Source organism: Colwellia sp. BRX8-7 (assembly GCF_014077275.1).
Taxonomy (GTDB): domain Bacteria; phylum Pseudomonadota; class Gammaproteobacteria; order Enterobacterales; family Alteromonadaceae; genus Colwellia_A.
In genome coordinates this window covers 82,673-106,932 of sequence record NZ_JACGVP010000016.1, presented here as the reverse complement: position 1 = coordinate 106,932, position 24,260 = coordinate 82,673, and the positions used below count along the sequence as shown (strand labels likewise).

General features: G+C 36.1%; 24 protein-coding genes, 1 tRNA gene and 1 pseudogene. 15 read left to right on the top strand and 11 right to left on the bottom strand.

The genetic code is table 11. The features are described from left to right. Positions 1-83: 83 nt before the first annotated feature. The 5 genes from H4J57_RS15600 to H4J57_RS15580 all read left to right on the top strand — a co-directional run bounded on the left by H4J57_RS15600 (position 84) and on the right by H4J57_RS15580 (position 3,133). Positions 84-683, top strand: coding sequence for a hypothetical protein (locus H4J57_RS15600; protein ID WP_182243535.1), 600 nt, complete (start codon positions 84-86; stop codon positions 681-683). A 110-nt stretch (positions 684-793) separates the two neighbouring features. Next, a complete protein-coding gene (locus H4J57_RS15595; RefSeq protein WP_182243534.1) occupies positions 794-1,201 on the top strand; it encodes a ribonuclease E inhibitor RraB in 408 nt (135 codons plus the stop codon). Positions 1,202-1,315: 114 nt separating this feature from the next. Then, a complete protein-coding gene (locus H4J57_RS15590; RefSeq protein ID WP_182243533.1) occupies positions 1,316-1,729 on the top strand; it encodes a hypothetical protein in 414 nt (137 codons plus the stop codon). Between the two features lie 78 nt (positions 1,730-1,807). Then, on the top strand, positions 1,808-2,161 hold the full coding sequence (locus tag H4J57_RS15585; protein ID WP_182215154.1) for a hypothetical protein: 354 nt from the start codon (positions 1,808-1,810) through the stop codon (positions 2,159-2,161). Positions 2,162-2,245: 84 nt separating this feature from the next. Next, positions 2,246-3,133 (top strand): alpha/beta fold hydrolase, encoded by an 888-nt coding sequence (locus tag H4J57_RS15580; protein WP_182243532.1) that lies wholly within the window; start codon positions 2,246-2,248, stop codon positions 3,131-3,133. A 90-nt stretch (positions 3,134-3,223) separates the two neighbouring features. Here the strand turns inward: H4J57_RS15580 and H4J57_RS15575 are convergent, their stop codons facing one another. Continuing rightward, positions 3,224-3,676, bottom strand: a complete 453-nt coding sequence (locus tag H4J57_RS15575; RefSeq protein ID WP_182215158.1) for a hypothetical protein — start codon at positions 3,674-3,676, stop codon at positions 3,224-3,226. 262 nt (positions 3,677-3,938) lie between these two features. Between H4J57_RS15575 and H4J57_RS15570 the strand changes: the two genes are divergently transcribed. Then, the gene (locus H4J57_RS15570; protein ID WP_182215160.1) at positions 3,939-4,349 is read left to right on the top strand and encodes a hypothetical protein; all 411 of its coding nucleotides are present in this window, start codon (positions 3,939-3,941) and stop codon (positions 4,347-4,349) included. A 353-nt stretch (positions 4,350-4,702) separates the two neighbouring features. Here H4J57_RS15570 and H4J57_RS15565 read toward each other — a convergent pair. The 3 genes from H4J57_RS15565 to H4J57_RS15555 form a co-directional block, all read right to left on the bottom strand. Continuing rightward, positions 4,703-4,779, bottom strand: a tRNA-Pro gene (locus tag H4J57_RS15565). A 98-nt stretch (positions 4,780-4,877) separates the two neighbouring features. Beyond that, on the bottom strand, positions 4,878-6,569 hold the full coding sequence (locus tag H4J57_RS15560; RefSeq protein ID WP_182221947.1) for a DUF3413 domain-containing protein: 1,692 nt from the start codon (positions 6,567-6,569) through the stop codon (positions 4,878-4,880). A 64-nt stretch (positions 6,570-6,633) separates the two neighbouring features. Then, entirely contained in the window at positions 6,634-6,846 is a 213-nt protein-coding gene (locus H4J57_RS15555) for a DUF1414 domain-containing protein (protein ID WP_070373583.1), read from the bottom strand. Positions 6,847-6,925: 79 nt separating this feature from the next. Here H4J57_RS15555 and yejK point away from each other — a divergent pair, with 79 nt between their 5' ends. The 4 genes from yejK to H4J57_RS15535 are packed head-to-tail and all read left to right on the top strand — an operon-like array spanning position 6,926 to position 10,799. Continuing rightward, positions 6,926-8,002 (top strand): nucleoid-associated protein YejK, encoded by a 1,077-nt coding sequence (gene yejK, locus H4J57_RS15550; RefSeq protein WP_070373582.1) that lies wholly within the window; start codon positions 6,926-6,928, stop codon positions 8,000-8,002. A 29-nt stretch (positions 8,003-8,031) separates the two neighbouring features. Continuing rightward, positions 8,032-9,078, top strand: a complete 1,047-nt coding sequence (gene pyrC, locus H4J57_RS15545; protein WP_182221946.1) for a dihydroorotase — start codon at positions 8,032-8,034, stop codon at positions 9,076-9,078. 19 nt (positions 9,079-9,097) lie between these two features. After that, positions 9,098-9,976: a 6-carboxytetrahydropterin synthase gene (locus H4J57_RS15540; RefSeq protein WP_182221945.1), complete on the top strand. Its 879-nt coding sequence runs from the start codon at positions 9,098-9,100 to the stop codon at positions 9,974-9,976. Further along, positions 9,969-10,799 carry a M23 family metallopeptidase gene (locus H4J57_RS15535; RefSeq protein WP_182243531.1) on the top strand — a complete coding sequence of 277 codons (831 nt, stop codon included), beginning with the start codon at positions 9,969-9,971 and terminating at the stop codon, positions 10,797-10,799. Before H4J57_RS15540 ends, H4J57_RS15535 begins: the two co-directional genes overlap by 8 nt. Before the next feature lie 79 nt (positions 10,800-10,878). Here the strand turns inward: H4J57_RS15535 and H4J57_RS15530 are convergent, their stop codons facing one another. From H4J57_RS15530 to icd, 3 genes and pseudogenes are all read right to left on the bottom strand, one after another. Continuing rightward, entirely contained in the window at positions 10,879-12,120 is a 1,242-nt protein-coding gene (locus H4J57_RS15530; RefSeq protein WP_182215169.1) for a tyrosine-type recombinase/integrase, read from the bottom strand. A 372-nt stretch (positions 12,121-12,492) separates the two neighbouring features. Next, positions 12,493-12,706: pseudogene (locus H4J57_RS15525) on the bottom strand (cold shock domain-containing protein); the annotation flags it as partial. Between the two features lie 136 nt (positions 12,707-12,842). Further along, the gene (gene icd / locus H4J57_RS15520; protein ID WP_182230903.1) at positions 12,843-14,093 is read right to left on the bottom strand and encodes an NADP-dependent isocitrate dehydrogenase; all 1,251 of its coding nucleotides are present in this window, start codon (positions 14,091-14,093) and stop codon (positions 12,843-12,845) included. Positions 14,094-14,402: 309 nt separating this feature from the next. Here icd and H4J57_RS15515 point away from each other — a divergent pair, with 309 nt between their 5' ends. Further along, positions 14,403-14,639, top strand: coding sequence for an RNA-binding protein (locus H4J57_RS15515; RefSeq protein WP_070373576.1), 237 nt, complete (start codon positions 14,403-14,405; stop codon positions 14,637-14,639). 92 nt (positions 14,640-14,731) lie between these two features. Here H4J57_RS15515 and H4J57_RS15510 read toward each other — a convergent pair whose 3' ends face one another. The 3 genes from H4J57_RS15510 to H4J57_RS15500 all read right to left on the bottom strand — a co-directional run bounded on the left by H4J57_RS15510 (position 14,732) and on the right by H4J57_RS15500 (position 18,917). After that, positions 14,732-16,963 (bottom strand): NADP-dependent isocitrate dehydrogenase, encoded by a 2,232-nt coding sequence (locus H4J57_RS15510; protein WP_070373575.1) that lies wholly within the window; start codon positions 16,961-16,963, stop codon positions 14,732-14,734. 271 nt (positions 16,964-17,234) lie between these two features. Then, a complete protein-coding gene (locus tag H4J57_RS15505; RefSeq protein WP_182243530.1) occupies positions 17,235-18,341 on the bottom strand; it encodes a hypothetical protein in 1,107 nt (368 codons plus the stop codon). An 18-nt stretch (positions 18,342-18,359) separates the two neighbouring features. Beyond that, positions 18,360-18,917 carry a phosphoribosyltransferase gene (locus H4J57_RS15500; protein ID WP_146800083.1) on the bottom strand — a complete coding sequence of 186 codons (558 nt, stop codon included), beginning with the start codon at positions 18,915-18,917 and terminating at the stop codon, positions 18,360-18,362. Positions 18,918-19,061: 144 nt separating this feature from the next. Here H4J57_RS15500 and H4J57_RS15495 point away from each other — a divergent pair, with 144 nt between their 5' ends. The 3 genes from H4J57_RS15495 (at position 19,062) to deoD (ending at position 22,014) form a co-directional block, all read left to right on the top strand. Next, positions 19,062-19,967 (top strand): endonuclease/exonuclease/phosphatase family protein, encoded by a 906-nt coding sequence (locus H4J57_RS15495; protein ID WP_182221940.1) that lies wholly within the window; start codon positions 19,062-19,064, stop codon positions 19,965-19,967. A gap of 97 nt (positions 19,968-20,064) precedes the next feature. Continuing rightward, positions 20,065-21,060, top strand: coding sequence for an adenosine deaminase (gene add, locus H4J57_RS15490; protein ID WP_182243529.1), 996 nt, complete (start codon positions 20,065-20,067; stop codon positions 21,058-21,060). 249 nt (positions 21,061-21,309) lie between these two features. Further along, positions 21,310-22,014, top strand: coding sequence for a purine-nucleoside phosphorylase (deoD, locus tag H4J57_RS15485; protein WP_146800086.1), 705 nt, complete (start codon positions 21,310-21,312; stop codon positions 22,012-22,014). A gap of 111 nt (positions 22,015-22,125) precedes the next feature. On the opposite strand, the gene H4J57_RS15480 is transcribed toward deoD, so the two are convergent. Then, on the bottom strand, positions 22,126-23,346 hold the full coding sequence (locus H4J57_RS15480; RefSeq protein WP_182243528.1) for a phosphopentomutase: 1,221 nt from the start codon (positions 23,344-23,346) through the stop codon (positions 22,126-22,128). A gap of 256 nt (positions 23,347-23,602) precedes the next feature. On the opposite strand from H4J57_RS15480, the gene udk reads away from it, so the two are divergent. Then, positions 23,603-24,253, top strand: coding sequence for a uridine kinase (udk, locus tag H4J57_RS15475; RefSeq protein ID WP_070373568.1), 651 nt, complete (start codon positions 23,603-23,605; stop codon positions 24,251-24,253). The last annotated feature ends 7 nt before the right edge of the window (positions 24,254-24,260 follow it).

The window sequence follows — 24,260 nt, the reverse complement described above, 5'->3', positions numbered from 1 at the left end:
AAACAGGTGACTGTTTAACTTCGTTCAACATTTTCGCGAACTAAATTTTGCCTCTTAATTAGGCGTTATGCTCAAGGATTATTATGAAGTTTCTGCCCTTAATTTTACTTACCCTTATTAGTTTAAATTCATATGCCAAAAAGAGCTTTGAAGGTGTTATCACTTATTCTATTTCGGCAATCTCTCTGAATAAGAGCGTCTCAGACTCTGAAGTCCAAAATATTTATGGATATGAAATGAAGACTTATTACAAAGAGGGTTTTACAAAAATTGAAAAGAGTAATGACAATGTATGGGAAGTTTATAATTCAAAAGAAAACAAACAATACGTACGCTTTCGGAATTCGAATAAAGTAGAGACTTTCGATGGATCAGATGAAACCAGAACTTTAGCCAGTATCAAGATCAAATCGTCCGATCTAACTATATTAGGATATAAAACTCAACTATTAACCATTCAGTATCAAGATGGAAGTATTTCTAAATATTGGTATTCATCGGACATTTACGTAGAGCCTGAGCAATTTAAAAAATTAAAGTTTGCCTTTCTTAATAAGTATTGGGAGAAGGCTCAATCTCCTTACCTGAAACATGAACGTATTTCAGATGTTTCTAAAGTTGTTTATTTGGCAACAAATGTTAAAGAACAAGCTATTTCTAACGAAAAATTCAGAGTGTTTTGAGCATAAAAAGTCAATTAAGCAGGACTAATTACAGTGAACTGTTCGCTCTGTTCTATTATATCCCACAATTTTTAGCCCTTTAATTGGGCGTTATATTACAAGGAAAGTTTGTGCGCAAAATAACATTATTAACTTTAGTACTTATTTCTATTTGTGGCTGTGCTACAAAGCAGATAAATCTGGAACCTTCACCATTTAATTATCTTGAAGCTGATCAAAGTTTAATTGAGTTGCTCATTCAGAAAGGATCTAATGCTAAGAAAGTACATTGGGTAAGTTTTATGGTTGACTGCAAAAGTCAGCAACAAGTTGCTGAAATAATATCAAGAGCAAAAATTGTTGGCTTTGACGATGATTACATATTCTATTCTGAAAAAAGGAAACTTTGGTCTTCATCTTTAAGCGCTTATATGAAGTTGAATTTAAGTGAGATTTCTTCATTTAGAGCTAAATTAATGCCCTTAATTCCATCAAACTCATGCGAAACAGTAGGTTGGGGCGCATCGGTAGAAATGTAATATAAGCTATACAAGCAGGAAAAATAACAGTTGGCTATCTGCTCTTTCGTCGCTTATTTTAGTCAACGATCATTTTCCACTTAATGGGGTGTTAAACGCACTGGGTTATCTAATATGGTTTGGAAGAAGCATCTCAAAAAAATACTATTTTTTCTATTGGCACTAAATATAAGCAGAATGGCATACAATGATTTAATGCAACCATCTCAGGAAGAATTAAAGACATCGTTTGAACAATATTTTACTGAAAATGATAATCGTATAAAAATGACATATTTTCACGTAGATAAAAATACTGTAGGTTTAGCATTAGAATTAAGTGGTATAGGTGAAAATCTTGATTCAAATGATAAAACTAAAATAAAAACGAACTCTGGTAAGTACATAAAAGATAAAGTTTGTAGCGACGCACAGCTTGTAGAATATATAAACGCTGGGAACTATGTTTCTATAGATATTAGGAATGGAGATAGTGATCGATTAGAGAATATTATGAATTTAAGCTTTTCAAAAGGTTCGTGCGTATAAGCCATTCAAGCAGGGCGTTAGGCTTTTATTGATGTTTAGATATTAATTAAAATTCATCACAATTAAAGGAAAAAATAGATGAGTGAAGTAACAGTGGAAAATAGCCGTACAACGAAAGGGTCTGCCAAAATAGTTTACATACTTTATATGGTCGGCTTAATCTTTGGTATAACTGGGATTATTGGCGTTGTAATGGCCTATATCAATAGGGACGAAGCACCTGAATGGTTAAAAACACATTATCAATTCCAAATTAGAACTTTTTGGATTGGTGCTCTTTTTATCTTTTTAGGTTCAGTTTTATCTGTGATCTTAATTGGTTGGTTTGTGCTGCTGTTTTGGATGGTTTGGCTAATAATTCGTTCGGTTAAAGGCATGAAAGCGCTTGATCAGGAAAAGGCTATTGATAATCCAACGGGTTGGTTTTTTTAAACGCCTCACAAGTTGTTAAAGCAAGACAAATAACAGTTGGCTCTTAATAGGGCGTTAGGTATCAAATATATACAAGGACAGTGTATGAAATCATATTTAGCATTTATATTTCTCTTGGTAAACTTTAGCAGTACAGCCAACGATGAAACTCTATTACCAACAAAGAAAGGACTTTATGATGTTGGTGGTTTTAAACTTTATTTAGAATGTTATGAAAACGATAAACCTAAGCTTATTTTAGAGCAAGGTTATAGCAGAGCAGGCTCGGATGGAGCTTGGATGAATAATGTTAAGCGGTTAAATAAAACTTTCAGTATTTGTTTATACGATCGTTTAGGGTTGGGGAAAAGTGAGAAAGGGCCTGTACCTTTTACCGTTTTTGATACGGCAAACTGGTTACATGAATTATTATCTGTCGCCAATGTTAAACCTCCATATTATTTTGCTGGTGGTTCCTATGCATCCTACATTATTCGAGCTTACAATCATTTATATACCAGTGATGTTTTAGGTGCTGTATTCATTGACCCAGGTATTTATGGGTATTTTCATACAATGGCTACAAGATGGCCTAATGGCTTTGAAACAGAAAATAAAGATTTGCAAGATATAATGGAATTTGAGTTAGGTGTAAAAGACCCTATGTTTAAAAATATGGCTGAAAAAGTAGATCACCTTAAAAGTTATGAGTTAATCACAGCTTCCAAAACTTTTGAAGGTAAGCCTCTTATTGTTCTTTTTTCAAAAACAAGTAAAGATTATATTAACCAAACACCTAGATATGATGAACCTTTTGTTCCCGACAGTATTGCTAAGCCTATGAATGATTTATATGCTAATGCAATTAACAGTTTTAAAGCTTTATCGACTGATACTAAAATTATTTTTTCTGAATCAAAAAGACATCATCTACATATAGCAGATCCTGATCTAGTTGTTAGTAATATTGAATCATTGATTGGTGGTAATTGATGCATAGCAAGGCATTCAAGCAGGCATTTAAACCATTGGTTAAGTGGCGTTAACATTGTAATCAACAATTAAAAGCCTCTTGATGGGGCATTAGCTGTATTTGTAGTATCCAGCTATTTTTTTGAATATTTCTGTTATTTCAGGAGATTGCTCAATTTTTCTTAACTCCAATATTTTATTTTGAGCCTTAAGATATGCTTGTTCAAAGGTTTTATTATCAATTGTGATATCAGTTTTTTTCTGTTTGCCATTTACGATAATTTGAATATGTAAAATTTGCTTTATTGAACCACTTTTATTTTTTAATGTTCGTTTTAGTCCAATAACGGTTCCATCAGGATGAAATATCTTATTTATATCTAACTGCATACGTATTTGACGATATAGTCTTTTTTGAGAGATTTCTTTTTGTCTTTTCTCTGCTAAAATTTTAGCTTTGTCACCATGCTTGGCAATAGAAAAGTATTCTTGAATACCAAAAACCTTATCTTGAACTCTATATCGCTTAACATTTTGTAAATTTGGGTGTGCCATGACAGTCATAATTGTAATATTTACCTGCGTTTAATGGAGTTAATTATAAATCGTTCATTCCTTAAACTTATTAGCCAGCAGGATTATAGATATTTTAATGTAATATTCAAGCTTAAATAGAAGACAAAAATGTAGTTTTTTTCTACGTAACAAGTAGGTAACATAAGGCTAACAAGCCATTTAACAAGGACAAGTAAGAGTTCGCTATTTGCTCCCTCGTCACTTTTTTAACCAACAATTAAAACCTCTTAATGGGGTGTTAGGAAGCTAAATGAAGGTTCAGCATATCATCGACGATTTAGAGTCTGTCTTTAGCAAGCAGCCTGAAACAAAAGACTATGATGTCGCCTTTGCATGTTACTCAGAAGATGGGTCAGGAAGTATAGAAATTGACTACGTGGAAGCCTTTGATTGGGATGAAGATGAAGAATTTTTTCTTATTCCTGAAAACTGTGCGAAACACTATGAGCGAGAAGCCGTTAAGTATAAAGCAGCGCACTTTGTAGAAGAATTAAAAAACATTAAAATTGAGAACTTTTCAGAATTTGAAACTTATGTAAGAGAAAAGATTAAAATAGCAAAGGACGGTTCTGTTATTTCATTAAACTCACCTATGTGGGGAACAGGCGTTCACGATATTGAGAAGTTTGTATATTTCTATCACGGTAAAGAGAGAGCTTAGCTAAAGTAATACTGTGATCTCTTTTATCCATTATCTTTTCTTGGTGCCATTTGTAAGCCTAAAGTATCAGTAAAATTATAATTTTTGTCTTTTGCGGCCTTAACTTAAATATTGCCTAATGGTTATGCTATTTTGCTATGACACATCAATATTATAATAATTAAACAATCAGGTCTTTCTAAATAACATCATAATCATGAGTAATAGATAGTGTTACTTAGAGTGTTAATTAGTGGTGGGATTTCATAACACAATATAGGTCTGTAAAAAGCGTTATAATTTTGCTGATTAGTCGTTTAGATTGGTCCTTAGGCATAAAAAAAGACGTCCTAGGACGTCTTGATTCATTAATATGGTCGGAGTAGCAAGATTCGAACTTGCGACCTCACGTCCCCCAGACGCACGCGCTACCAAGCTGCGCTATACCCCGAATCAGTAAACATTAAGAGGGTTAATCTGTTTACTGCCTGTATAATAATGGTTTAAATACTGATTGCAATATAAAATATAGAAAATCAATCTGTTAGTTTATTTATTGTTCAATTTCTCTGCCTGCTTACTAAACTGCTTAATAAAGTTAACCCCATCAATCATTAATGGAAAATCAGAGTTTACCATTATGGGAGCCGCTAATTGTCGAGAGTAGCTTTGGAAATTACCGTTTTGATCAATAAACACCGATTTGTCTTTACTAAATACCATCATGCCATCGTCCATGGTATTGGCAATAATACGGTCTTTGGATAACCGCAGAACATTTTTACCATTACTATAGGTTGTTTCATTAATGTCACAGTTTAACCATTCCTGTATAAGGGTTGGTTGAATATCCATGTGACTGGTTAAATGGCTCACTGTTTTACTTTTACTTTCAGGTAAAATAAGTAACGAAGGTTTAATAGATAAACTGGTCGCCTTGGTCTTATTGCCAACGGAAGTGATCCAAATAATATCTTTAGTTTGTTTTGTTTTTTGTGCTAGTAGCAAAGCATCCATAAACAATTCAAATTGGTAAGTATTACTGTCAGCAAAATAAAATAAATGTAAGCCTACAGGTAAGCTATTAAGCTTATCAGCAAAGACTAGTGATGAAATATTATCAAGTGTCGTTTGCTGGCTAAATAAATGTTCAAAACCTTGTGATTCTGAAACTAGTTCTTTATTTATCTTGTCATGGATCATTGTGTAAGAACTTGCCAACTTATTTCTGTCTAATAATTGAAAGAGTAAAGGGATCGCCTTTTGTTCTTCCAAGCCTTCTTGGTAAATACTAGGCAAGCTGTAAAACAAGTTAAACCACGCGTTTTTGTGTAAGGCGTTATCTATATGATGTTCGAGCGTTAACTGGTTTTGGGTGTTTCTCTGCTTGAATTGCTTGATCTGCTTATCTGTTAAGCTTACATCGTTAACCACCATAAATACTGATTTTTGTATTGGTGTTTGTGATACACACGCTTCATTGAGCAGCGGGTATTGAGGAATAGCATTGGTAAAGGCTAGTGGGCTTGTTGTTCTTTCTATGTATGCTTCACGGTCAAACATACCGTATTTGGTGAGTAATGTTTTTGCCGTCGAAGGGTATGACAAAGGTAATACTGTGTCTTGCCTTAAAATATCATATTCTAAGTTCGCATCAGCCCAAATATGTAATAAGTGGCTAAAGAAAAAAGAACAGACTAAACCAATAACAACAAATTTTGCGAAGACGACTTTCTGTAAGTCTCTTAAATGTTTCCACGCATAATTACTCAGAATTAATTCAAAGGCTAAAATAAACAAGGTTAATACGATACTAACAAACCAAAACATACGGCTGTTATGTTGTATTTGCGTGCTAATTAGATCAACAATTTGTGCGCTTGAAGAAGCATTTAGATGGTAACCCAAACTGTTATATATATATGCATCTAGCAGTAATATTAACAATTGCAGGGTAAAGACCACAGAGGCTGTCGCACGAATAAAACGGGTATGTGGAAATATTAAGGTGATCGGGAATAGTATTAAAACAAAAGTCATAAAGGTTAAAAAACCCATATGACTAAACCACGTGGTGATTAAATAAAATTGTCCAAGGAATGTCTCGGGACCTCCTTCACTAAAAATATAAAAGGATGATAATCCAATGGCGGCAATTATATTAAAAAAAGTGAACCAATGGCTCCAACTGATCAGGTGTAACAGGCGCTTGCTATACGTTTTTGAATCAAATGCAACCATAGTTAATTATCATTCTCTTATTATTGTAGTTTATCAGTTCTATATTTTATGAATATAGTGGTAATTATAGGACCGACTTTTTTAAAGCATTAGTGAAATTGGTTACAATATCAGCTCTTTTTGCTTCAGGAATATTTTTATTAATAATTTCTGTTAAGGTATTTCCTAAGCACATTAGCGCTAGATCAGGGGTTGCAGACTCATTAACTAAAACATTATGTAAATCTTGGATAATTTTTTCTACACGTTCATTCGAATACTTGGATACAATAGGCATCTTAAATACTTAATAGGTTATTTGATAGATTGGTACAAGTTTATCAAATGCCTGAACAATATAAAACTGGCCTTTAACTATGAGCTTAATTATTTCAAACATTGCCCTACATTTTTTAACCAAAAAAGAAGAAACCGGTGAAGTTGTGCTGCGTTTAGGGCCAGAATCTATCGAAATCAGCAATAAGATTGAAAATTTTGTTGATGGACTTCATAAAATCTATAATGCTAAAGCGAGTAAAGCCTACGGACATTTTACCACTATGCCTGCAGCAGGAGATACTGCTCGTTTTGTTGATATTATGGAAAGCTATTTAGGTGAATCACAAAGTTTTTATGCTTTTAGTAGTCAGGCGGCTAATTTATTAAAAAATGAATTGGAAAAATATAACCTGGCAGAAACAGGCTACTTAGTTGTTTGTCACTATGAGTACATGGGCGGTCGTTATTTACTTGCTACAGTGATCCCCGTTTCTGAACATTATTCTGTCGATGGCGAATTAAATATTTCTGCTGACAAACACCTTGATACCGCGCGTATGCAATTAGCAGCGCGTATCGATTTATTTGATTATAAAGAAAACCAGCAAGGTAATAAGTATGTTTCGTTTATCAAAGGTAGAGCGGGTCGTGTTGTTTCTGATTTCTTTTTAGACTTTTTAGGTTGTGAAGAAGGCTTAAATTCCAAAGAACAAACACAAACGTTAGTGCAGGCCGTTGAAGATTATGTTGCTGTTAATCAACTTGATGCGACAGAAAAACAGAATACTCGCAAAGAATTATTGAGTTACTGTAAAGAACAAAAAAGTGCTGCTCAGGATGTCTCCATTCAAGAAATAGGGCAAGTGATCAAGCAAGAGGGCGCCACTCAAGATTTTCACCAATTTTGCCAAGAGCAATCTTATCCGTTGGAAGAATCTTTTCCACATGATCAAACGGTTGTTAATAAAGTCACTAAGTACTCAGGGTATGGTAACGGGATCAGCTTGAGCTTTGAACGCAGTCACTTTGGCGAAGACGTTGTTTACAATGCGGCAAATGAAAGTATTACTATTTATAAAGTACCACCAAATTTAAAAGATCAATTATTAGCGTTATTGCAAACGGCTGATAAGAAAGAGCAAGACGCTCATCAATCTGAAAATACAGAATTTTAAACTTAGTTAACTAATTTATAGGTATAAAAATGACAACATTAACCATTACTCGCCCAGACGATTGGCATGTACATTTACGCGATGGCGATGCTTTAACGACCACAGTTCCAGATACTAGCCGTTACTTTGGCCGCGCTATTATTATGCCAAACTTAGTTCCTCCAGTTACCAATGCTGAATTAGCGACGCAATATCATCAACGCATTATGGCTGCTAATATAAACGGCTCAAAACAAAGTACGCCATTTCAACCATTAATGGTGCTTTATTTAACTGATAAAACCACCGTACAAGAAATATACGACGCTAAAGCAACGGGTCTTGTTTTTGCGGCTAAGTTGTATCCTGCTGGGGCAACGACAAACTCTTCTTCTGGTGTGACGAGTGTTGATAACATCGCTGATGTACTTACAGCAATGCAAGAAGTGGGCATGCTTTTATTGATCCACGGCGAAGTGACTGACAGCCATATTGATATATTTGATCGTGAAGCGATATTTATTGAAACTATTTTAACGCCCTTAGTAGCAAAATATACGGAATTAAAAATAGTTTTAGAACATATAACCACTAAAAATGCGGTCGAATTTGTTGAACAAGCAGGTGATAACGTTGCGGCGACAATTACCGTTCACCATTTATTATTTAATCGTAACGATATGTTAGTTGGCGGAATTAAACCTCATTACTACTGTCTACCTATTTTGAAACGTAACATTCATCAACAAGCATTAATTGCTGCAGCAACTGGAGGCAGTCGTAAATTTTTCTTAGGAACTGATTCTGCTCCTCACCCACAACATGCCAAAGAATCTGCTTGTGGCTGTGCGGGATCTTATACGGCACATGCTGCAATTGAGCTTTATGCTGAAGCATTTGAAGCAGCAGGGGCCTTGGATAAATTAGAGGGCTTTGCGAGTTTACATGGGCCAGCATTTTATAATTTACCCGTTAATAACGATAAAATAACTTTAGAAAAAGCCCAATGGCATGTACCAGCGACGATGTCGTTTGGTCATGATGTTGTTGTGCCAATCCGTGCTAACGATACTATTGCTTGGCAAGTAAAAGACTAGATTTAAATAGGAAGTAATAATGCAATTATTTGTAAATGATTTAACGGTCATTGATTTTTCATACTGTTGCCAGGAACGTGGCATTGTCGGCGAGAGTTGGATCGTTGATGTACTCCTTGATGGTGCTCTCAATGAAATGAGCATGGTGCTTGACTTTGCTGTGGTTAAAAAGCAAATTAAAGCAATTATAGATGATGCTGTTGATCATAAATTATTATTACCGATGAAAAACGAATGTATTACTGTTACTGATTCATTACATCAGGAAAACCATGAATACGTTGATTTTATTAGTGAGCGAGCCAGTTACTATTTACAGTCACCAAAATGTGCTTTTGCTAAAATTACTAGCGATACGATTGATGTAGCATCTGTTACTGAGCATTTAACCGCAATAATTCTTGAGCAATTACCACAAAATGTTCAAGGTCTTAAGCTAACCCTTCGACCAGAGAATATAAGTGGCGATTTTTACCACTACACCCATGGTTTAAAATTACATGACGGAAATTGTCAGCGTATTGCCCATGGTCACCGTTCTACTATTCATATCTTACAAAAAGGTCAACGGGTAGCTGCATTAGAAAAAGCTTGGTGCTTACGTTGGCAAGATATTTATATTGCTTCAGATGTTGACCGTGTTGCAAAAGCAGATATTGAACTGTCAAATTTTGCTCAACATAATTTGACGCCCGATCACCATTTCTTTTCTTATACCGCGCCACAAGGTCGCTTTGACATCGCGGTTGAGAATAAGGTATTAGACGTTGTCGATTGTGACTCAACCGTTGAGCTTTTAGCCGACTTTATTGCCAGACAATTAGTTGCTGATAATCAAAGTGATGTAACGGTTGTTGCCTTTGAAGGTGTTGGTAAAGGCGCTATTGCAAATGCTTAATACTAAAAAAATTAAGCTTATAACCTTTTGTTTAGTGGGTGTTTTTTTTAGTCCGCATACGTTTGCTGATATTAAGCTTTCGGGAGAAATAAAGCAGGGCGCTTTAGTCATAGGTAAAACAGCTAATAATAATGTCGTTACTTTTGATGGGAAAGTGCTGCCTTTATCTGCATATGGCGATTACGTTTTTGGATTTAGCCGCGATGATGATAAAACACATCAATTAGTGATCACTCAACCAAATGGTGAAAAAGAATTAAAGTCTTTAACACCGGCAAAGCGTCAATACGATATACAGCGTATTGAAGGTATTGCCAAAAAAATAATGAACCCAAATCCGAAAGCTATTACTCGTTCTAAGCAAGATGGCGCGCAAGTGAGTGCAGCCAGAAAAACCTTAAGTACTAAAACTGATTTTGCTAACGGATTTATTGCACCAATAACAGGTATTATTACGGGTGTTTATGGTAGCCAACGGGTTTTTAATGGTGTGCCTAAACGTCCACATTATGGTTTAGATTACGCAGGAAAAACCGGCGATCCAGTCAAAGCTCCCGCAGCGGGCACTGTGGTAATGTTCGTACCTGATATGTTTTATTCAGGTGGCACTATGATAATTGATCACGGTCATGGTATTACTTCTAGTTTTTTACATTTAAGTAAATCTTACGTTAAAACCGGTGACGAAGTTAAAAAAGGACAAGTTGTTGCTGCCGTTGGCTCTAGTGGCAGAACTACAGGTCCTCATTTAGATTGGCGTATTAATTGGTTTAATATGCGTTTAGATCCCGCATTAGCGTTAAGAGCTGTTGCCATTAAATAGAAAATATTAACGCTATATATTAAGGTCTACATTCATTTATTAAGTCAGTAGTAAGTTATACAAATAAATGAGTGTAGGATTAATTAACCCGTCGTTTTTTACCACTTTCAGCACGTTTCTTATTTTCACTTTGAACATATACCGTATCGGTTGTTGCCATGCTTGCATGACCCAGATCTTCTGAAATATCTTTAAGAGGGCGCCCACGTTCAATTTCCATACTTGCACCGGTATGCCTTAACCAATGGGCAGAAGCTTCTTTCAATTTTAATGCCTTATTTTCACCTTCGGATCTACGCATATTTTCATGTGCTTGATCAAAAACACTTTGAACTAAACGGCGTAAATGTCGAGATGTCATACCACCTTGGCCACGAACTTTCTCAACAAGAATTGAATTTTCATTACTTGATGGCAAACCTAATAAACCTCGGGAAGAGCGGTAACGCTCTAAAAAAGGTAAGAAATCAAGAGGAACCGTGATGTCACGCAATTTACGGCTTTTTCCAAAGACTTTAAGCCACCAATTTTCATCATCATCTTGCCAAAAGTGTCCCATTGTAGGTGACCAATTTTCACGTTCTGATAGTTCGGAAATTCTTAAAAAAAGGGTTTTTAATGCTGATATAACAAATAAATTTCGTTCAAATAGTGGGTTTTCATCAGCCATTTCAATGGCTGTATCTAAAACATATTGCCATTGGCTAGCGGTTAGACGTTTAACTTCTTTAACTTGAGAGTCTATTATAAAATGTCGGCAATCTTTTTTAGCTATTTGTGCAGGATTACCAATGCAAAAATCCTCAGCCATTAAATAGTTGTAGAAAACGATAATTGCGGTAAACATTGATGAAAGTGTTTGTTGTGATGGACGATATTTTTTCTTATCAATGATGTATTCAGATTTTAGACTTTTAGGTGCTTGGATTTTATATGGGAACCAAAGCTCATTAGCCAAAGAATAACCATTGGATATTTTGAAACGTTCTTGATTTGATGTACCAATCCAAGTAACTGGTGGCTGCCAACAAAAGTCAGCATATTCAAGTAAGTCTGATTTTCGTAATTGGTCTATTGGTTTTTTCTTTTCAATAAATGACCACAAAAGAAAACGTTCAACGTCATTTCTAAATCGGTCATAAGTGTGTGTAGATTTATTTCTACCTATATAAGTAAGGAAAATTTTCCCCCAATCAAATTGTTCAAGCCACCAAGGTTCATTTGATGAGAATATTTTATCTAACTCTGGGTAGTCATCAAAATCAAAATCACACAAATCAATGTATGGTGGATATAAAGGAACAGGTTTATTTAACAACATTATTTTGAAAACCAAGTAGATAGTACGTATAAAGGCAGTCTAAACCATTATACTCACTATGTCCAATACTGAAGAGTATCGGACATAGTGAGCTATATGGAATCTAGGGAAGTGCTCCCCGTAATTACTCGTAGAATGAAAAGCTTCTGATCTGCTATTTTAGTCTTAATCTACTTTAATTTCTTTCATACACTTGTCGTCTAGCAACGCGATAAATTACGAACGTTGTTTATCGCGTTAAGTGTTAAGGCGCTAAGCCTAGTCGTTGAAATGCAAAAGCACCAATACCTACTAGCACTAATAATAAAACAAGCTTACTTTTAACGGCTGAAGTATTTCTGTAAATACGAGGTTTATGTTCTTGTATCACTTTAGCTTCAACACCTTCAATACGACAATTAACGGCTTTGCTTTTACCGTTAGTTTGCTTTTCTACTTCAAAGTAAATTAAATCACCTACTTTAGGTTTTCTGCTCATCTCTTTTAATGATGATATATGAATAAAGGTATCTTTAGTCAGTTCACTCGATTGAATGAAGCCAAAACCTTTATTATCTTTCCAACTTGTTAATTGTCCTTTGTGCATAACGATTCCATTACAGCGTTTGGTTATAAACTATTAAAGCTTGTTCTAGGGTAAATATCATAATAATTATCATTAAAAAAGACCAGTCGAATTTGGTTCGACTGATCCTCTTTACTATAACTTAATGACGTTAATATTACATATGGTCAATAATACAATCACCAAACTCTGAACATGTAACGAGTGTTGCACCATCCATCAAACGTTCAAAATCGTAAGTGACTGTTTTAGCGTTAATGGCACCTGACATACCTTTAAGTAATAAATCAGCAGCTTCAACCCAACCCATATGTCTCAACATCATTTCTGCTGACAAAATAACAGAGCCTGGATTAACTTTGTTCAAACCCGCATATTTTGGTGCTGTGCCATGTGTTGCTTCAAAAATGGCAATATCATCATTCATGTTCGCGCCTGGTGCAATACCAATGCCGCCAACTTGTGCTGCTAATGCGTCAGATATATAGTCACCGTTCAAATTTAATGTTGCGATAACACTGTATTCTGCGGGTCTTAATAAAATTTGCTGTAGCATTGCATCAGCAATAACATCTTTAATGATGATCTCTTTACCCGTTTTTGGGTTTACAAATGAACACCAAGGACCACCCGCAATAAAGTCAGCACCAAATTCATCACGTGCTAATTGGTAACCCCATTCTTTAAAGGCACCCTCGGTATACTTCATGATATTACCTTTGTGTACTAAAGTTACCGACTCTCTGTCGTGATCAATAGCATACTGAATGGCTTTTCTCACTAAGCGTTCGGTACCTTCTTTAGATACTGGCTTAATACCTATGCCACAGTTCTCGGTGAAACGAATTTTTGTTGCGCCCATTTCATCGATTAAAAACTTAATCATTTTCTTCGCTTGATCAGATCCCGCTTTATACTCAATACCAGCATAGATATCTTCTGAATTTTCTCGAAAAATAACCATATCTACTTCGCTTGGTTTTTTAACTGGGCTTGGTACACCGGTGAACCATTGTACTGGGCGTTGGCAAACATATAGATCTAATATTTGTCTAAGTGCTACGTTTAATGAACGCATGCCACCACCTACAGGTGTAGTTAACGGCCCTTTTATACCAACTTTATATTGCTTAAACATTTCTAATGTTTCATCAGGTAACCATGTTTCTGAATCGTAAACTTGGGTTGCCTTTTCACCGGCATAAACTTCCATCCAGTGGATCTTACGATCACTGTTATAAGCTTTTTCAACAGCAGCGTTAACAACTTTTATCATTGGCGGTGTTACATCGATGCCAATACCGTCACCTTCAATAAAAGGGATAATAGGATTATTCGGGACACATAGCTGCCCGTTTTCACAGGTAATGGCTTGACCTTCAGTCGGGATTGTTACGTTCGTAGACATATATGATTCCTCTTCTTTAGCACAATAACGTTAACAGGTATTAACTTTAAAGCTATATTGTTTGAATTATGGATAAAACTGCTTATTTTAGTATAGGTTATCTTTACTTGAATGTTAAAAATAAATGAAAAAGACCTGCAACACTAATACAAAATAGATGATATTGACTATAACCGAGGTGAATAATTTAAACAACCGTTTAAATTATGTGTTTGAAAGCTATTAATAACCGCTAATGAAATAAAATAGCTTGGTGAAAGTAAACTATCTTGAGATAATTACTTTTAATATTATTTTTTAGGATTGTTGATGAAACTATTAGTACGTAACTTATCTCGCTCTACAACCGAACAAGAAATTCGGATTTTATTTTCAGCTCATGGTGGTGTCACCGAATGTACTTTAGTTTTAGACCAAGAAACGGGAAAATCTAAAGGTTTCGCGTTTGTGGCAATGCCTAATGAAGCAGAAGCTAAAAAAGCGATTAAAGCACTGCACGAAACTAGAATTGGTAGTAATAGAATTAGAGTGAAAATATCTAAGTAAGACTAATTATCATTATTAGCATTCAATAAAAAGGCTGAGTATCAATTAAGATACTCAGCCTTTTTTATCTTTATAACTTAACGAATGTTACGTTACAGTAAGCTAGACAATATAGTATTAAATGTTTCGCTTGGACGCATCGCTTTACGCGCTAGGTCAACATCAGCATAATAATAACCGTTGATGTTCATTGATGGACCTTGAGCGGCATTTAATTCAGCAATAATTTTAGCTTCTTGCTTAGTTAATGCTTGAGCAATAGCAGTAAAACTCGCTTTTAACTCTTCATCATTTGTTTGTTCAGCAAGTGCTTGTGCCCAGTACATAGCAAGATAAAAATGGCTACCACGGTTATCTAATTCACCCACTCTACGTGAAGGCGATTTGTTTTCATCGAGGAACTTACCTGTTGCTGAATCTAGCGTATCAGCAAGTACTTGCGCTTTGTTATTCTTGGTATGAACGCTTACATGTTCTAAAGAAGCAGCAAGGGCTAAAAATTCACCTAAAGAATCCCAACGTAAATGGTTTTCTTTTTCAAATTGTTGAACATGCTTAGGTGCTGAACCACCCGCGCCTGTTTCAAATAATCCGCCGCCATTCATTAGTGGCACAATTGAAAGCATTTTAGCGCTGGTGCCCAATTCTAAAATTGGAAACAAATCAGTTAAGTAATCACGTAAAACGTTACCGGTTACTGAAATAGTATCTTCACTCTTAGCGGTACGCGCTAAAGTAAACTCACAGGCTTTAACGGGTTCTAAAATCTGAATATCTAAACCTGTTGTATCATGGTCAGCTAGGTAGGTATTTACCTTTTTAATCATCTCTGCATCATGGCCACGATTTTCATCTAACCAAAATACTGTCGGTACGTTAGTTGCTTTAGCACGTGTAACAGCAAGCTTAACCCAATCTTGAATAGGCGCATCTTTAACCTGACACATTCTCCAAATATCACCTTGAGCAACGTTATGTTCTAACAAGGTTTCGCCGTTGTCATTAACTACTCGAACCGTACCTTTACCTGTCATGGTAAATGTTTTGTCATGTGAACCGTATTCTTCAGCTTTTTGCGCCATTAGACCTACGTTTGGCACTGTACCCATTGTTGTTGGGTTGAATGCACCATTTTCACGACAAAAATCGACAACCGCTGAAAAAACACCGGCGTAGTTACGATCAGGGATCATAAACTTAGTATCTTTTTGATTGCCATCACGATCCCACATCATACCAGAAGCTCTTAAAGCCGCAGGCATTGAAGCATCAATAATTACATCGCTTGGTACATGAAAATTAGTAATACCTTTGTCTGAATCAACCATCGCAACTTCTGGACGTGTGGTATAAACAGCGGCTAAATCGGCTTCAATTTCTTTTTGTTTTTCGCTTGGTAAACGAGATATTTTTGCATAAACATCGCCAATACCATTATCAGCATCTACACCAAGTTGTTCGAAAATAGCAGCATGTTTGTCAAAAACATCTTTATAGAAAACTTTTACTGCATAGCCGAACATGATTGGATCTGAAACTTTCATCATGGTTGCTTTTAAGTGAAGAGAAAGTAAAACGCCCTCTTCTTTAGCTTTAGCTGTTTGTGTTTCATAGAATTCAATTAATGCCGCTTTGCTCATTACTGCCGCATCGATAATTTCTTTGTCTAATAACGGTAAGTGCTCTTTTAATAAAGTGACTGCACCATTTTCGCTAACGAATTCAATCTTTACATTGGTTTCGCCATTAATAGTGGTTGATTTTTCACTACCGTAAAAGTCACCCGCTGACATATGAGCAACGTGTGATTTAGAATCTTTTGACCAAGCACCCATAGAATGTGGATTTTTGCGTGCATATTGTTTAACCGAGCTAGGCGCACGACGGTCTGAGTTACCTTCACGTAGAACAGGATTAACCGCAGAGCCTAAAACTTTTGCGTAAGTAAGCTTAATAGATTGCTCAGCTTCATTTTGTGGTTCAGCTGGATAGTTTGGTAAGTTATAACCTTTAGCTTGAAGCTCTTTAATAACGGCTTCTAGCTGTGGTATTGAAGCTGAAACATTAGGTAATTTAATGATGTTAGCTTCTGGTGTTTTAGCTAACATGCCTAATTCGGATAAAGCATCACTAACACGTTGTTCTGCTGTTAAGTATTTTGGAAAGTTTGCTAATACACGTGCCGCAAGTGAAATATCACGCGTTTCAACGTTAATACCTGAAGAAGCCGTAAATGCCTGAATAATTGGTAATAAAGAGTGAGTCGCCAATGCAGGCGCTTCATCGGTAATCGTATAAATTATTTTTGTTGAATCTGAGCTCATTTACTTTCCTATTGCTAATTGCCTAATAAAGTGAAAATACCACCTATTGGCGTTATTCATCACTCTATTACTATTAATTATTCCGCGAGAACGCTAAAGCGTATTAAAAATTTATGACTATTTATTCGCGATCTATGTGCCTGAGTAAGTACAGACATAAAAAACCAGTGGCTGTACCACTGGTTAACCTGAGTATTATAAACCTTCAAGTAAGCTTCGTAAACAATATGGCTATAATTACAAATAACTATGTTGTATATATAGCCATTATTTATTCTAACCAACCTTTGTCAATTGTTAATGAAAACAATAAAGGCGAAAAAGATTTGTATTTTTCATCATTTGACGGACACTTTGCATTCTCTATATAATGCGCTTTCCATGGATCATTGATTAGCCAAATTTTATTTTTCGCTACTGCAACGCCTTCTAATGAGGTGTTACCGATAGGCTCCCAATCACTGCATTCATTATTTTCAGCACTCACTGGCGCTAAAAAATTCATAGCAATAATTTTTGTTGGTTGTTTCTTTGCCAAATCGATAATCCATAATTGATCATCATTCCTAGCTGCAGCAACGATATAACCAGGGTGATTATCCTTCGATAGATAGTCCATACCATTTATAGGGTGCCCACCCTGACTAAATGTCGGTAATAGAACTTCAGTATCAATTACCGGAGCAAATTCATCAGTCGCCCAAAAATTTTCGCCTAACACCAACGAAAAAATACGCGCAAAACCCTGACTGTCTTTTTCTAAACCAAGGTATAAAGTGTTGTCCTGACCAAAAGCTAGTCCCTCAATACCATCATTAGAAAAGTCACCCACGTTATAACTTGCGTCAAATTGTAAGGGTCTAACATGCGTCATTGATAATATATTATTATCATCAAGCGCTAATCTCACAATAAGTGTCGGGTATGTTGTCGAACCGGTATTTTGAAAACGCTGCTGACATGCCGATGAAAGTTCATCGCCATTACGGGCGTCTTCGGTCACTACAATGAAAACTTTATCATTGTTAGGGTCAACCGCTAAAGCTTCAAAATCAGGCTCACCTGCTAGATACGAGGAAAAGCAGCTGGACTTTACCTGGCTAGACAGGGTCATAAGCATTGATTTTTCTTCTACTAATCCACTCGTGGGCTCAATAATATGTAATTGTTTCTGCTGAGACTTATCAGCTGAACCATCAGAGAGCGTCAGTAACTTGCCGCGCCATAGCTTTAACGCGGAAGTTTGTGGATCGAACATAACTTGCTGATCAGCTTCTACCAACCACTTTCCCTTTAAAGTCACTTGCTGATGAATGTTATCATCAGCAAGTACAGTAAAAGCAGAGAGATAGATAGCTATAAAGGGTAGCAGCTTCATTAACAACTCAACCTGTAATTATTTTAAAAGGTGTAATATATTGGTAAGGTCAGATTTGCCTTCAGCAATTTCTTCTTGTGTTAATCCTGACAATTCATGTGGAAATACCAACCATTCATCAGACTCGTGAACATAGTAGTCTGGTTTGATATCAACCACGTTATTGGTTGGCTTATACCAAGGACAAGCAATGCGAACATCTGTTGGCATATTATTACGCGCTAATTTTTTAAGTTGTTTTATTAATGCATCAATACTGCGGCCTGAATCAAAAACATCATCAACAATTAATAAGCCATCAGTTGCATTGGCATTTTCGATAATGTAATGCAAACCATGCACTTTGATTTCTTTACTTTGTTGGTTAATGCCGTAGTAAGAAGAAGTACGGACAGCGATATGATCTGTTTCAATATTTTTAAAATCAAAATACTCCTGAACAGCAATACCAACAGGTGCTCCACCACGCCATATGCCTATGATAAATTGTGGACGAAAACCATCTTCAAAGACTTTTGCGGCCAGTCTAAAAGAATCTTCTAGTAATTCTTGTGCGGTGATAAATTTTTTATTCATAGTGGTTGTTTCTTACTGTAAAAGTAGTGTAATGTGGCGAATTATATCAATTCTTGACCGAATGGTTAAGTAAATTATTCAGTGAATTAACGTTTATTATTTACCTGTACTCAAAAAACTTGAGTTTAACTAAGAGAAGTATTAATGCAAAAAACAATATTAACAACTGCTAGTTTACTATTTAGCTTAATGTATGTTTCACCAAGTTACTCTCAAGAACTAAAAGTAGCTTCATGGAATATCGCTTGGTTAGGTTCTCATGAGTATAATAAACGAAAATCAGATGATTATCAGCAATTAGCCGTCTATGCTAAACAACTTGATGCCGATGTGATTGCTTTACAAGAAGTTGAAGATGAAAATTGGGCAAAAATGGTCTTCGGTAACGAATACGATTTTTATTTTTCAACTAAAGATTGGGTACAGCGTGTTGGTGTTGCCGTTAAAAAATCAGCGGGCTTAACAGTGGTTGCCAAAGAATATAAAGCATTAAATGTTACCCGTGTCAGACATGGTATGGACTTAACCTTATCTCGAGATGGTAAACAAATCAGGTTACTTGCCGTACATTTAAAGTCTGGTTGTTTTGCTTTGCCACTTGATAGCAAATATCTTGCAGCGATGCCAAGTAGTACAGATAAAGAATTAAGACTAAAAGAAGCCTGCACTACATTAAGTATGCAAATAGACCCACTTGAACGTTGGGTAGATGAACGAGCTAAAGATAATGAAGCCTTTATTGTACTTGGCGATTTTAACCGCAGGTTCTCACAAGATGTAAGTCATCAATATGCCGAAGACCAAGGTTTATGGCAAGCACTTGACGATGAAGGCAATGAAGCGCTTTGGACACCAACAATGACTAAAGAGTCTGCTTGTTGGGGCGGTTACTACAAAGATTATATCGACCATATTGTTTTTAACCCTAGCGCTAAAAACATGTATATCGAAAACTCTTTTGAGCAATTAGTTTTCAAAGAAAAATATACTCGGGAGCTTGCTAATACATTAACAGACCATTGCCCTATTTCGGTTAAAGTACAGCTTTAAACATTTAATAAGGATTTTGAGCTAGAATAGACGACAGACATAAACCGTTGCTAGTGATAACTAGCAACACTTTATATTATCAGGACAATAGACCCACATGTATAATAAGCAACTGCCACTTATAGACCTTCACCGACATTTAGACGGAAACATTCGACCTAAAACTGTTTGGCAATTAGCTCAGAAAAATAATATTGCTTTACCTGAAACTAATTTCGAAGACTTTTTACCTCATATTAAAATTACTGATAATGAAGCCGACCTGCTCGCTTTTTTAAAGAAGTTAGATTGGGGCGTGCAAGTACTCTCTTCATTAGATGATGTTATTCGCATCGGTTATGAAAATGTTGAAGATGCTTATCTGGCTAATATTGATTATGCCGAATTACGTTTTTCACCTTTTTATATGGCAATGACCCATAAACTCCCTATTGAAGGTGTTGTGGAAGCGATTATTGAAGGCGTTAACCAAGGCCGTAAAAAGTATCCGACCAAAATAAATTTAATTGGTATTTTGAGTCGTACTTTTGGAGTAGACAATTGTGAAACTGAGCTCAACGCCCTTTTAGCCCATAAAGATAATATTGTTGCACTTGATTTAGCGGGAGACGAATATAATTTTCCTGGTAGCCTTTTTGAAAGTCACTTTAAGAAAGCATCACATGCGGGTTTGCAAGTAACCGTACATGCAGGTGAAGCGGCTGGACCAGAAAGCGTTTGGCATGCTATAGAAAAATTGGGAGCGACTAGAATTGGTCATGGTGTCGCTTGTGTAAAAGATCAAAAGCTAATGGACTACATGCTTAAACATAACATTGGTCTTGAGTCTTGCCTGACGTCAAATTATCAAACAGGTACGATAAAAGATTTAAGTCAGCACCCAGTAAAAACTTTTTTAGCAAATGGCCTTAATGTTTGTTTAAATACCGATGATCCTGCAGTTGAGAATATTGAGCTTGAAGATGAATTCAACCTTGCCAGTAACTTACTTAAACTCAGTGAAGCACAAATAACGCAATTACAAAGCAATGCCATTGAAATGAGTTTTTTAAGCCATGATGAAAAACAAACATTACGCCAATTAAAACTATAGCGTAAAGATAATATTGCTATCAATCACACTGCGATTATAAATTTTATTGGTTGTTGTTAACCTTAATGATTAATAGGTAATTGATCGTTACAGTACTTAGTATTATTATACCCATATTAACTTTTAGGCGACTTTTAAATAGTCGCCATAAACATTTTTTTCAGTAAAAAACCCTTGATAGCAGTTTGATCCCATCAGGTCTGGCTAGAAACTTACTGAGTTACACTTAAAAACTAAAGGATAACTCTTATGCCAACTCCACATATTGAAGCTCAAGCAGGCGACTTTGCAAAAACTGTATTAATGCCGGGCGACCCACTTCGCGCTAAATATATTGCCGATAATTTCTTAGAAAATGTTAAATGCGTTACACGTGTTCGAAACATGTTTGGCTACACGGGCACCTATAAAGGCAAGCCTATCTCAGTAATGGGTTCTGGAATGGGGATCCCTAGCGTTTCAATATACGCGACTGAATTATACAAAGACTACGGCGTTGAAAGTATTATTCGTATTGGTTCTTGTGGCGCTGTTCGTGATGACATTAAAGTACGTGATATTGTTATTGGTATGGCAGCAAGTACGGACTCTAACGTTAACAGACAGCGTTTTCATGGCGTTGATTTTGCCGCATGTGCAGACTTTTCATTGTTAAAGAGTGTTGTAGATACGGCTGAACGATTAAATAAACCTGTCCGCGTTGGTAATATTTTTACGGCGGATTTATTTTATACTCCGCAGCCTGAAATGTTTGCCACTATGGAAAAGTATGGAATTTTAGCGGTAGAAATGGAAGCTGCTGGCCTTTATGGCGTTGCAGCAGAATACGGTAAAAAAGCTTTAACGGTATTAACCGTGAGCGATCATATTAAAACCGGTGAACAAACTACCGCAGATGAGCGCGAAACCACCTTTAAAGACATGATGGAATTAACCTTAGAAAGTATTCTATAACGTTATATTCGTTCATTCTTAATATAAAAAAAGGGGTTAGCATTTTTGCTACCCCCTTTTTTTATAATCATTATTTACACGAATAACAGCTTTTTAATCAAAGCCACTTCACTATTTATTGTTAAAGTTAAGCTCAGTTAGAAAGCTGGTACCGTAATCCATTTTATCAACATTAAACATTTCAGCTATGGTTTGCCCTAAATCAGCAAAGGTTGTTCGTTTACCTAAATTTACCGAAGCAATATTGTGATGATAAGCCAATACTGGCACATACTCACGGGTATGGTCGCTACCTGGCCACGTTGGGTCACATCCGTGGTCAGCGGTTAAAAACAGCACATCATTATCGGTCATCGCATTGAGAACTTCAGGGATGCGCAGATCGAAGGCTTCAAGTTCTTGTGCATAGCCGACCGGGTTACGTCTATGGCCAAAGTCTTGGTCGAAATTAACCAAATTAGTAAATATTAACGAATTATCTGCTGCACTATTAATATGTTTAATACTGGCATCGAGCAAAGCATCTAAGCCCGTCGCTTTGGTTTTTTCGCTAATACCTTGATGGGCAAAAATGTCAGCAATTTTACCAACACTGATCACATGAGTACCGGCATCAAAAATTTTATCTAGCACGGTTGGTGCTGGTGGTAATACCGAATAATCGCGGCGGTTACCTGTTCGAGAAAAATTGTCTGGGTTGTCACCGATAAAAGGTCTGGCAATAACTCGCCCTATATTAAGGCCTTCAAGTTCTGCTCTTACTGTTTCGCAATACTTATAAAGATTGTCTAGACCAAAATGTTCTTCATGTGCGGCAACCTGAAAAACACTATCTGCTGAGGTATAACAAATAGGTAAGCCAGTTTTGATATGCTCTTGTCCTAACTTTTCTAAGATAACCGTACCTGAAGCATGACAATTGCCAAGCATATCGCTAAAGCCAGTGGCTTTGTTAACTTTATCTATTAGGTCGGCCGGAAAGGCTTCTTCTTTATTGGTGAAATATCCCCAGTCAAAGAGAACCGGCACACCTGCCATTTCCCAATGACCACTTGGGGTATCTTTACCTGTGCTTATCTCTTGTGCGTAGCCATAAGCCCCTTTTTGAGGTTCACCGCCTTGCTGTGGAAAATCGGTATTTGACGCCTCATGGCAAGCTTTAAATAAGCCTAAACTTGCCAAATTAGGTAAGTTTATCGCTTTGCCTGTCTCTGCATAATATGCTTTAGCGAGGTTAGCAAGGGTATTTGCACCTACATCACCAAACTCGGCTGCATCAGCAGAGTAACCGATACCAAAACTGTCTATTACTAAAACTATTGCGCGGGCCATAGCATTTCCTTTATGATCTTTTTTCAATATATATTCATAAATAGCAGAATAAAACATGACCACATGGTCAAGTTGTGCTAATTTACCATCTTTTGAAAATGGGGTAAATGATGCTTTAAAATATACGCGAATAAAGTAACGTATTTTTGATCATTTAACCGTAAAAGTATAAAATTAGCGTTAATTACTATCACTTTATCACTAATGATAGGATTAAAACCATTTCTGAAGCTGAATTATCGACAGGCATAAACAATTGAACGCAAATAAACCGACAATCATTACAATCACAGGTCCTTCTGCATCGGGTAAAACCCTTTTTGCGCATACTATTCACGACGAACTTATCGATGAATTAGGTGAAGACGGTATTTCTATTCTAAGTGAAGACGCCTATTATCGCGATCAATCTCATTTGTCGATGTCTGAACGTGAACAAACAAACTATGATAATCCCAGTGCCTTTGAACATGACTTGTTAACTGAGCACTTAAAAAATATCACTGAAAATAAATCTATCGACGTGCCTATTTACTGTTATAAAACGCATACACGTTTAAATGAAACACGGGTATTTACACCAACGAAGATTGTGCTTGTTGAAGGTATTTTACTGCTTTCCAACAAAGCACTTAGAGATCAGTTTGATATAAAAGTCTACATGGACACGCCACTTGATATTTGTTTAGTTCGACGAATTAAACGTGATTTAACCGAGCGAAATAGAAGTGTTGAGTCGGTAACAAATCAATACTTAGAAACGGTTAGACCTATGTATTATCAATTTATTGAACCCTCTAAAGCATGGGCTGATATAGTGATCACACGAGGCGGAAAAAACAGAATGGCGATAGAAGTACTTAAAGCAAAAATTCGTCAACTGTCAAAATTACCACTACAAAAATAACAATAAC

Bases quoted from the DNA above. Each gene is read 5' to 3' on its own strand.
- H4J57_RS15600 (WP_182243535.1), top strand. From the start codon at position 84: ATGAAGTTTCTGCCCTTAATTTTACTTACCCTTATTAGTTTAAATTCA.
- H4J57_RS15590 (WP_182243533.1), top strand. From the start codon at position 1,316: ATGGTTTGGAAGAAGCATCTCAAAAAAATACTATTTTTTCTATTGGCA.
- H4J57_RS15585 (WP_182215154.1), top strand. From the start codon at position 1,808: ATGAGTGAAGTAACAGTGGAAAATAGCCGTACAACGAAAGGGTCTGCC.
- H4J57_RS15580 (WP_182243532.1), top strand. From the start codon at position 2,246: ATGAAATCATATTTAGCATTTATATTTCTCTTGGTAAACTTTAGCAGT.
- H4J57_RS15575 (WP_182215158.1), bottom strand. From the start codon at position 3,676: ATGACTGTCATGGCACACCCAAATTTACAAAATGTTAAGCGATATAGA.
- H4J57_RS15570 (WP_182215160.1), top strand. From the start codon at position 3,939: ATGAAGGTTCAGCATATCATCGACGATTTAGAGTCTGTCTTTAGCAAG.
- H4J57_RS15560 (WP_182221947.1), bottom strand. From the start codon at position 6,569: ATGGTTGCATTTGATTCAAAAACGTATAGCAAGCGCCTGTTACACCTG.
- H4J57_RS15555 (WP_070373583.1), bottom strand. From the start codon at position 6,846: ATGCCTATTGTATCCAAGTATTCGAATGAACGTGTAGAAAAAATTATC.
- yejK (WP_070373582.1), top strand. From the start codon at position 6,926: ATGAGCTTAATTATTTCAAACATTGCCCTACATTTTTTAACCAAAAAA.
- pyrC (WP_182221946.1), top strand. From the start codon at position 8,032: ATGACAACATTAACCATTACTCGCCCAGACGATTGGCATGTACATTTA.
- H4J57_RS15540 (WP_182221945.1), top strand. From the start codon at position 9,098: ATGCAATTATTTGTAAATGATTTAACGGTCATTGATTTTTCATACTGT.
- H4J57_RS15535 (WP_182243531.1), top strand. From the start codon at position 9,969: ATGCTTAATACTAAAAAAATTAAGCTTATAACCTTTTGTTTAGTGGGT.
- H4J57_RS15530 (WP_182215169.1), bottom strand. From the start codon at position 12,120: ATGTTGTTAAATAAACCTGTTCCTTTATATCCACCATACATTGATTTG.
- icd (WP_182230903.1), bottom strand. From the start codon at position 14,093: ATGTCTACGAACGTAACAATCCCGACTGAAGGTCAAGCCATTACCTGT.
- H4J57_RS15515 (WP_070373576.1), top strand. From the start codon at position 14,403: ATGAAACTATTAGTACGTAACTTATCTCGCTCTACAACCGAACAAGAA.
- H4J57_RS15510 (WP_070373575.1), bottom strand. From the start codon at position 16,963: ATGAGCTCAGATTCAACAAAAATAATTTATACGATTACCGATGAAGCG.
- H4J57_RS15505 (WP_182243530.1), bottom strand. From the start codon at position 18,341: ATGAAGCTGCTACCCTTTATAGCTATCTATCTCTCTGCTTTTACTGTA.
- H4J57_RS15500 (WP_146800083.1), bottom strand. From the start codon at position 18,917: ATGAATAAAAAATTTATCACCGCACAAGAATTACTAGAAGATTCTTTT.
- H4J57_RS15495 (WP_182221940.1), top strand. From the start codon at position 19,062: ATGCAAAAAACAATATTAACAACTGCTAGTTTACTATTTAGCTTAATG.
- add (WP_182243529.1), top strand. From the start codon at position 20,065: ATGTATAATAAGCAACTGCCACTTATAGACCTTCACCGACATTTAGAC.
- deoD (WP_146800086.1), top strand. From the start codon at position 21,310: ATGCCAACTCCACATATTGAAGCTCAAGCAGGCGACTTTGCAAAAACT.
- H4J57_RS15480 (WP_182243528.1), bottom strand. From the start codon at position 23,346: ATGGCCCGCGCAATAGTTTTAGTAATAGACAGTTTTGGTATCGGTTAC.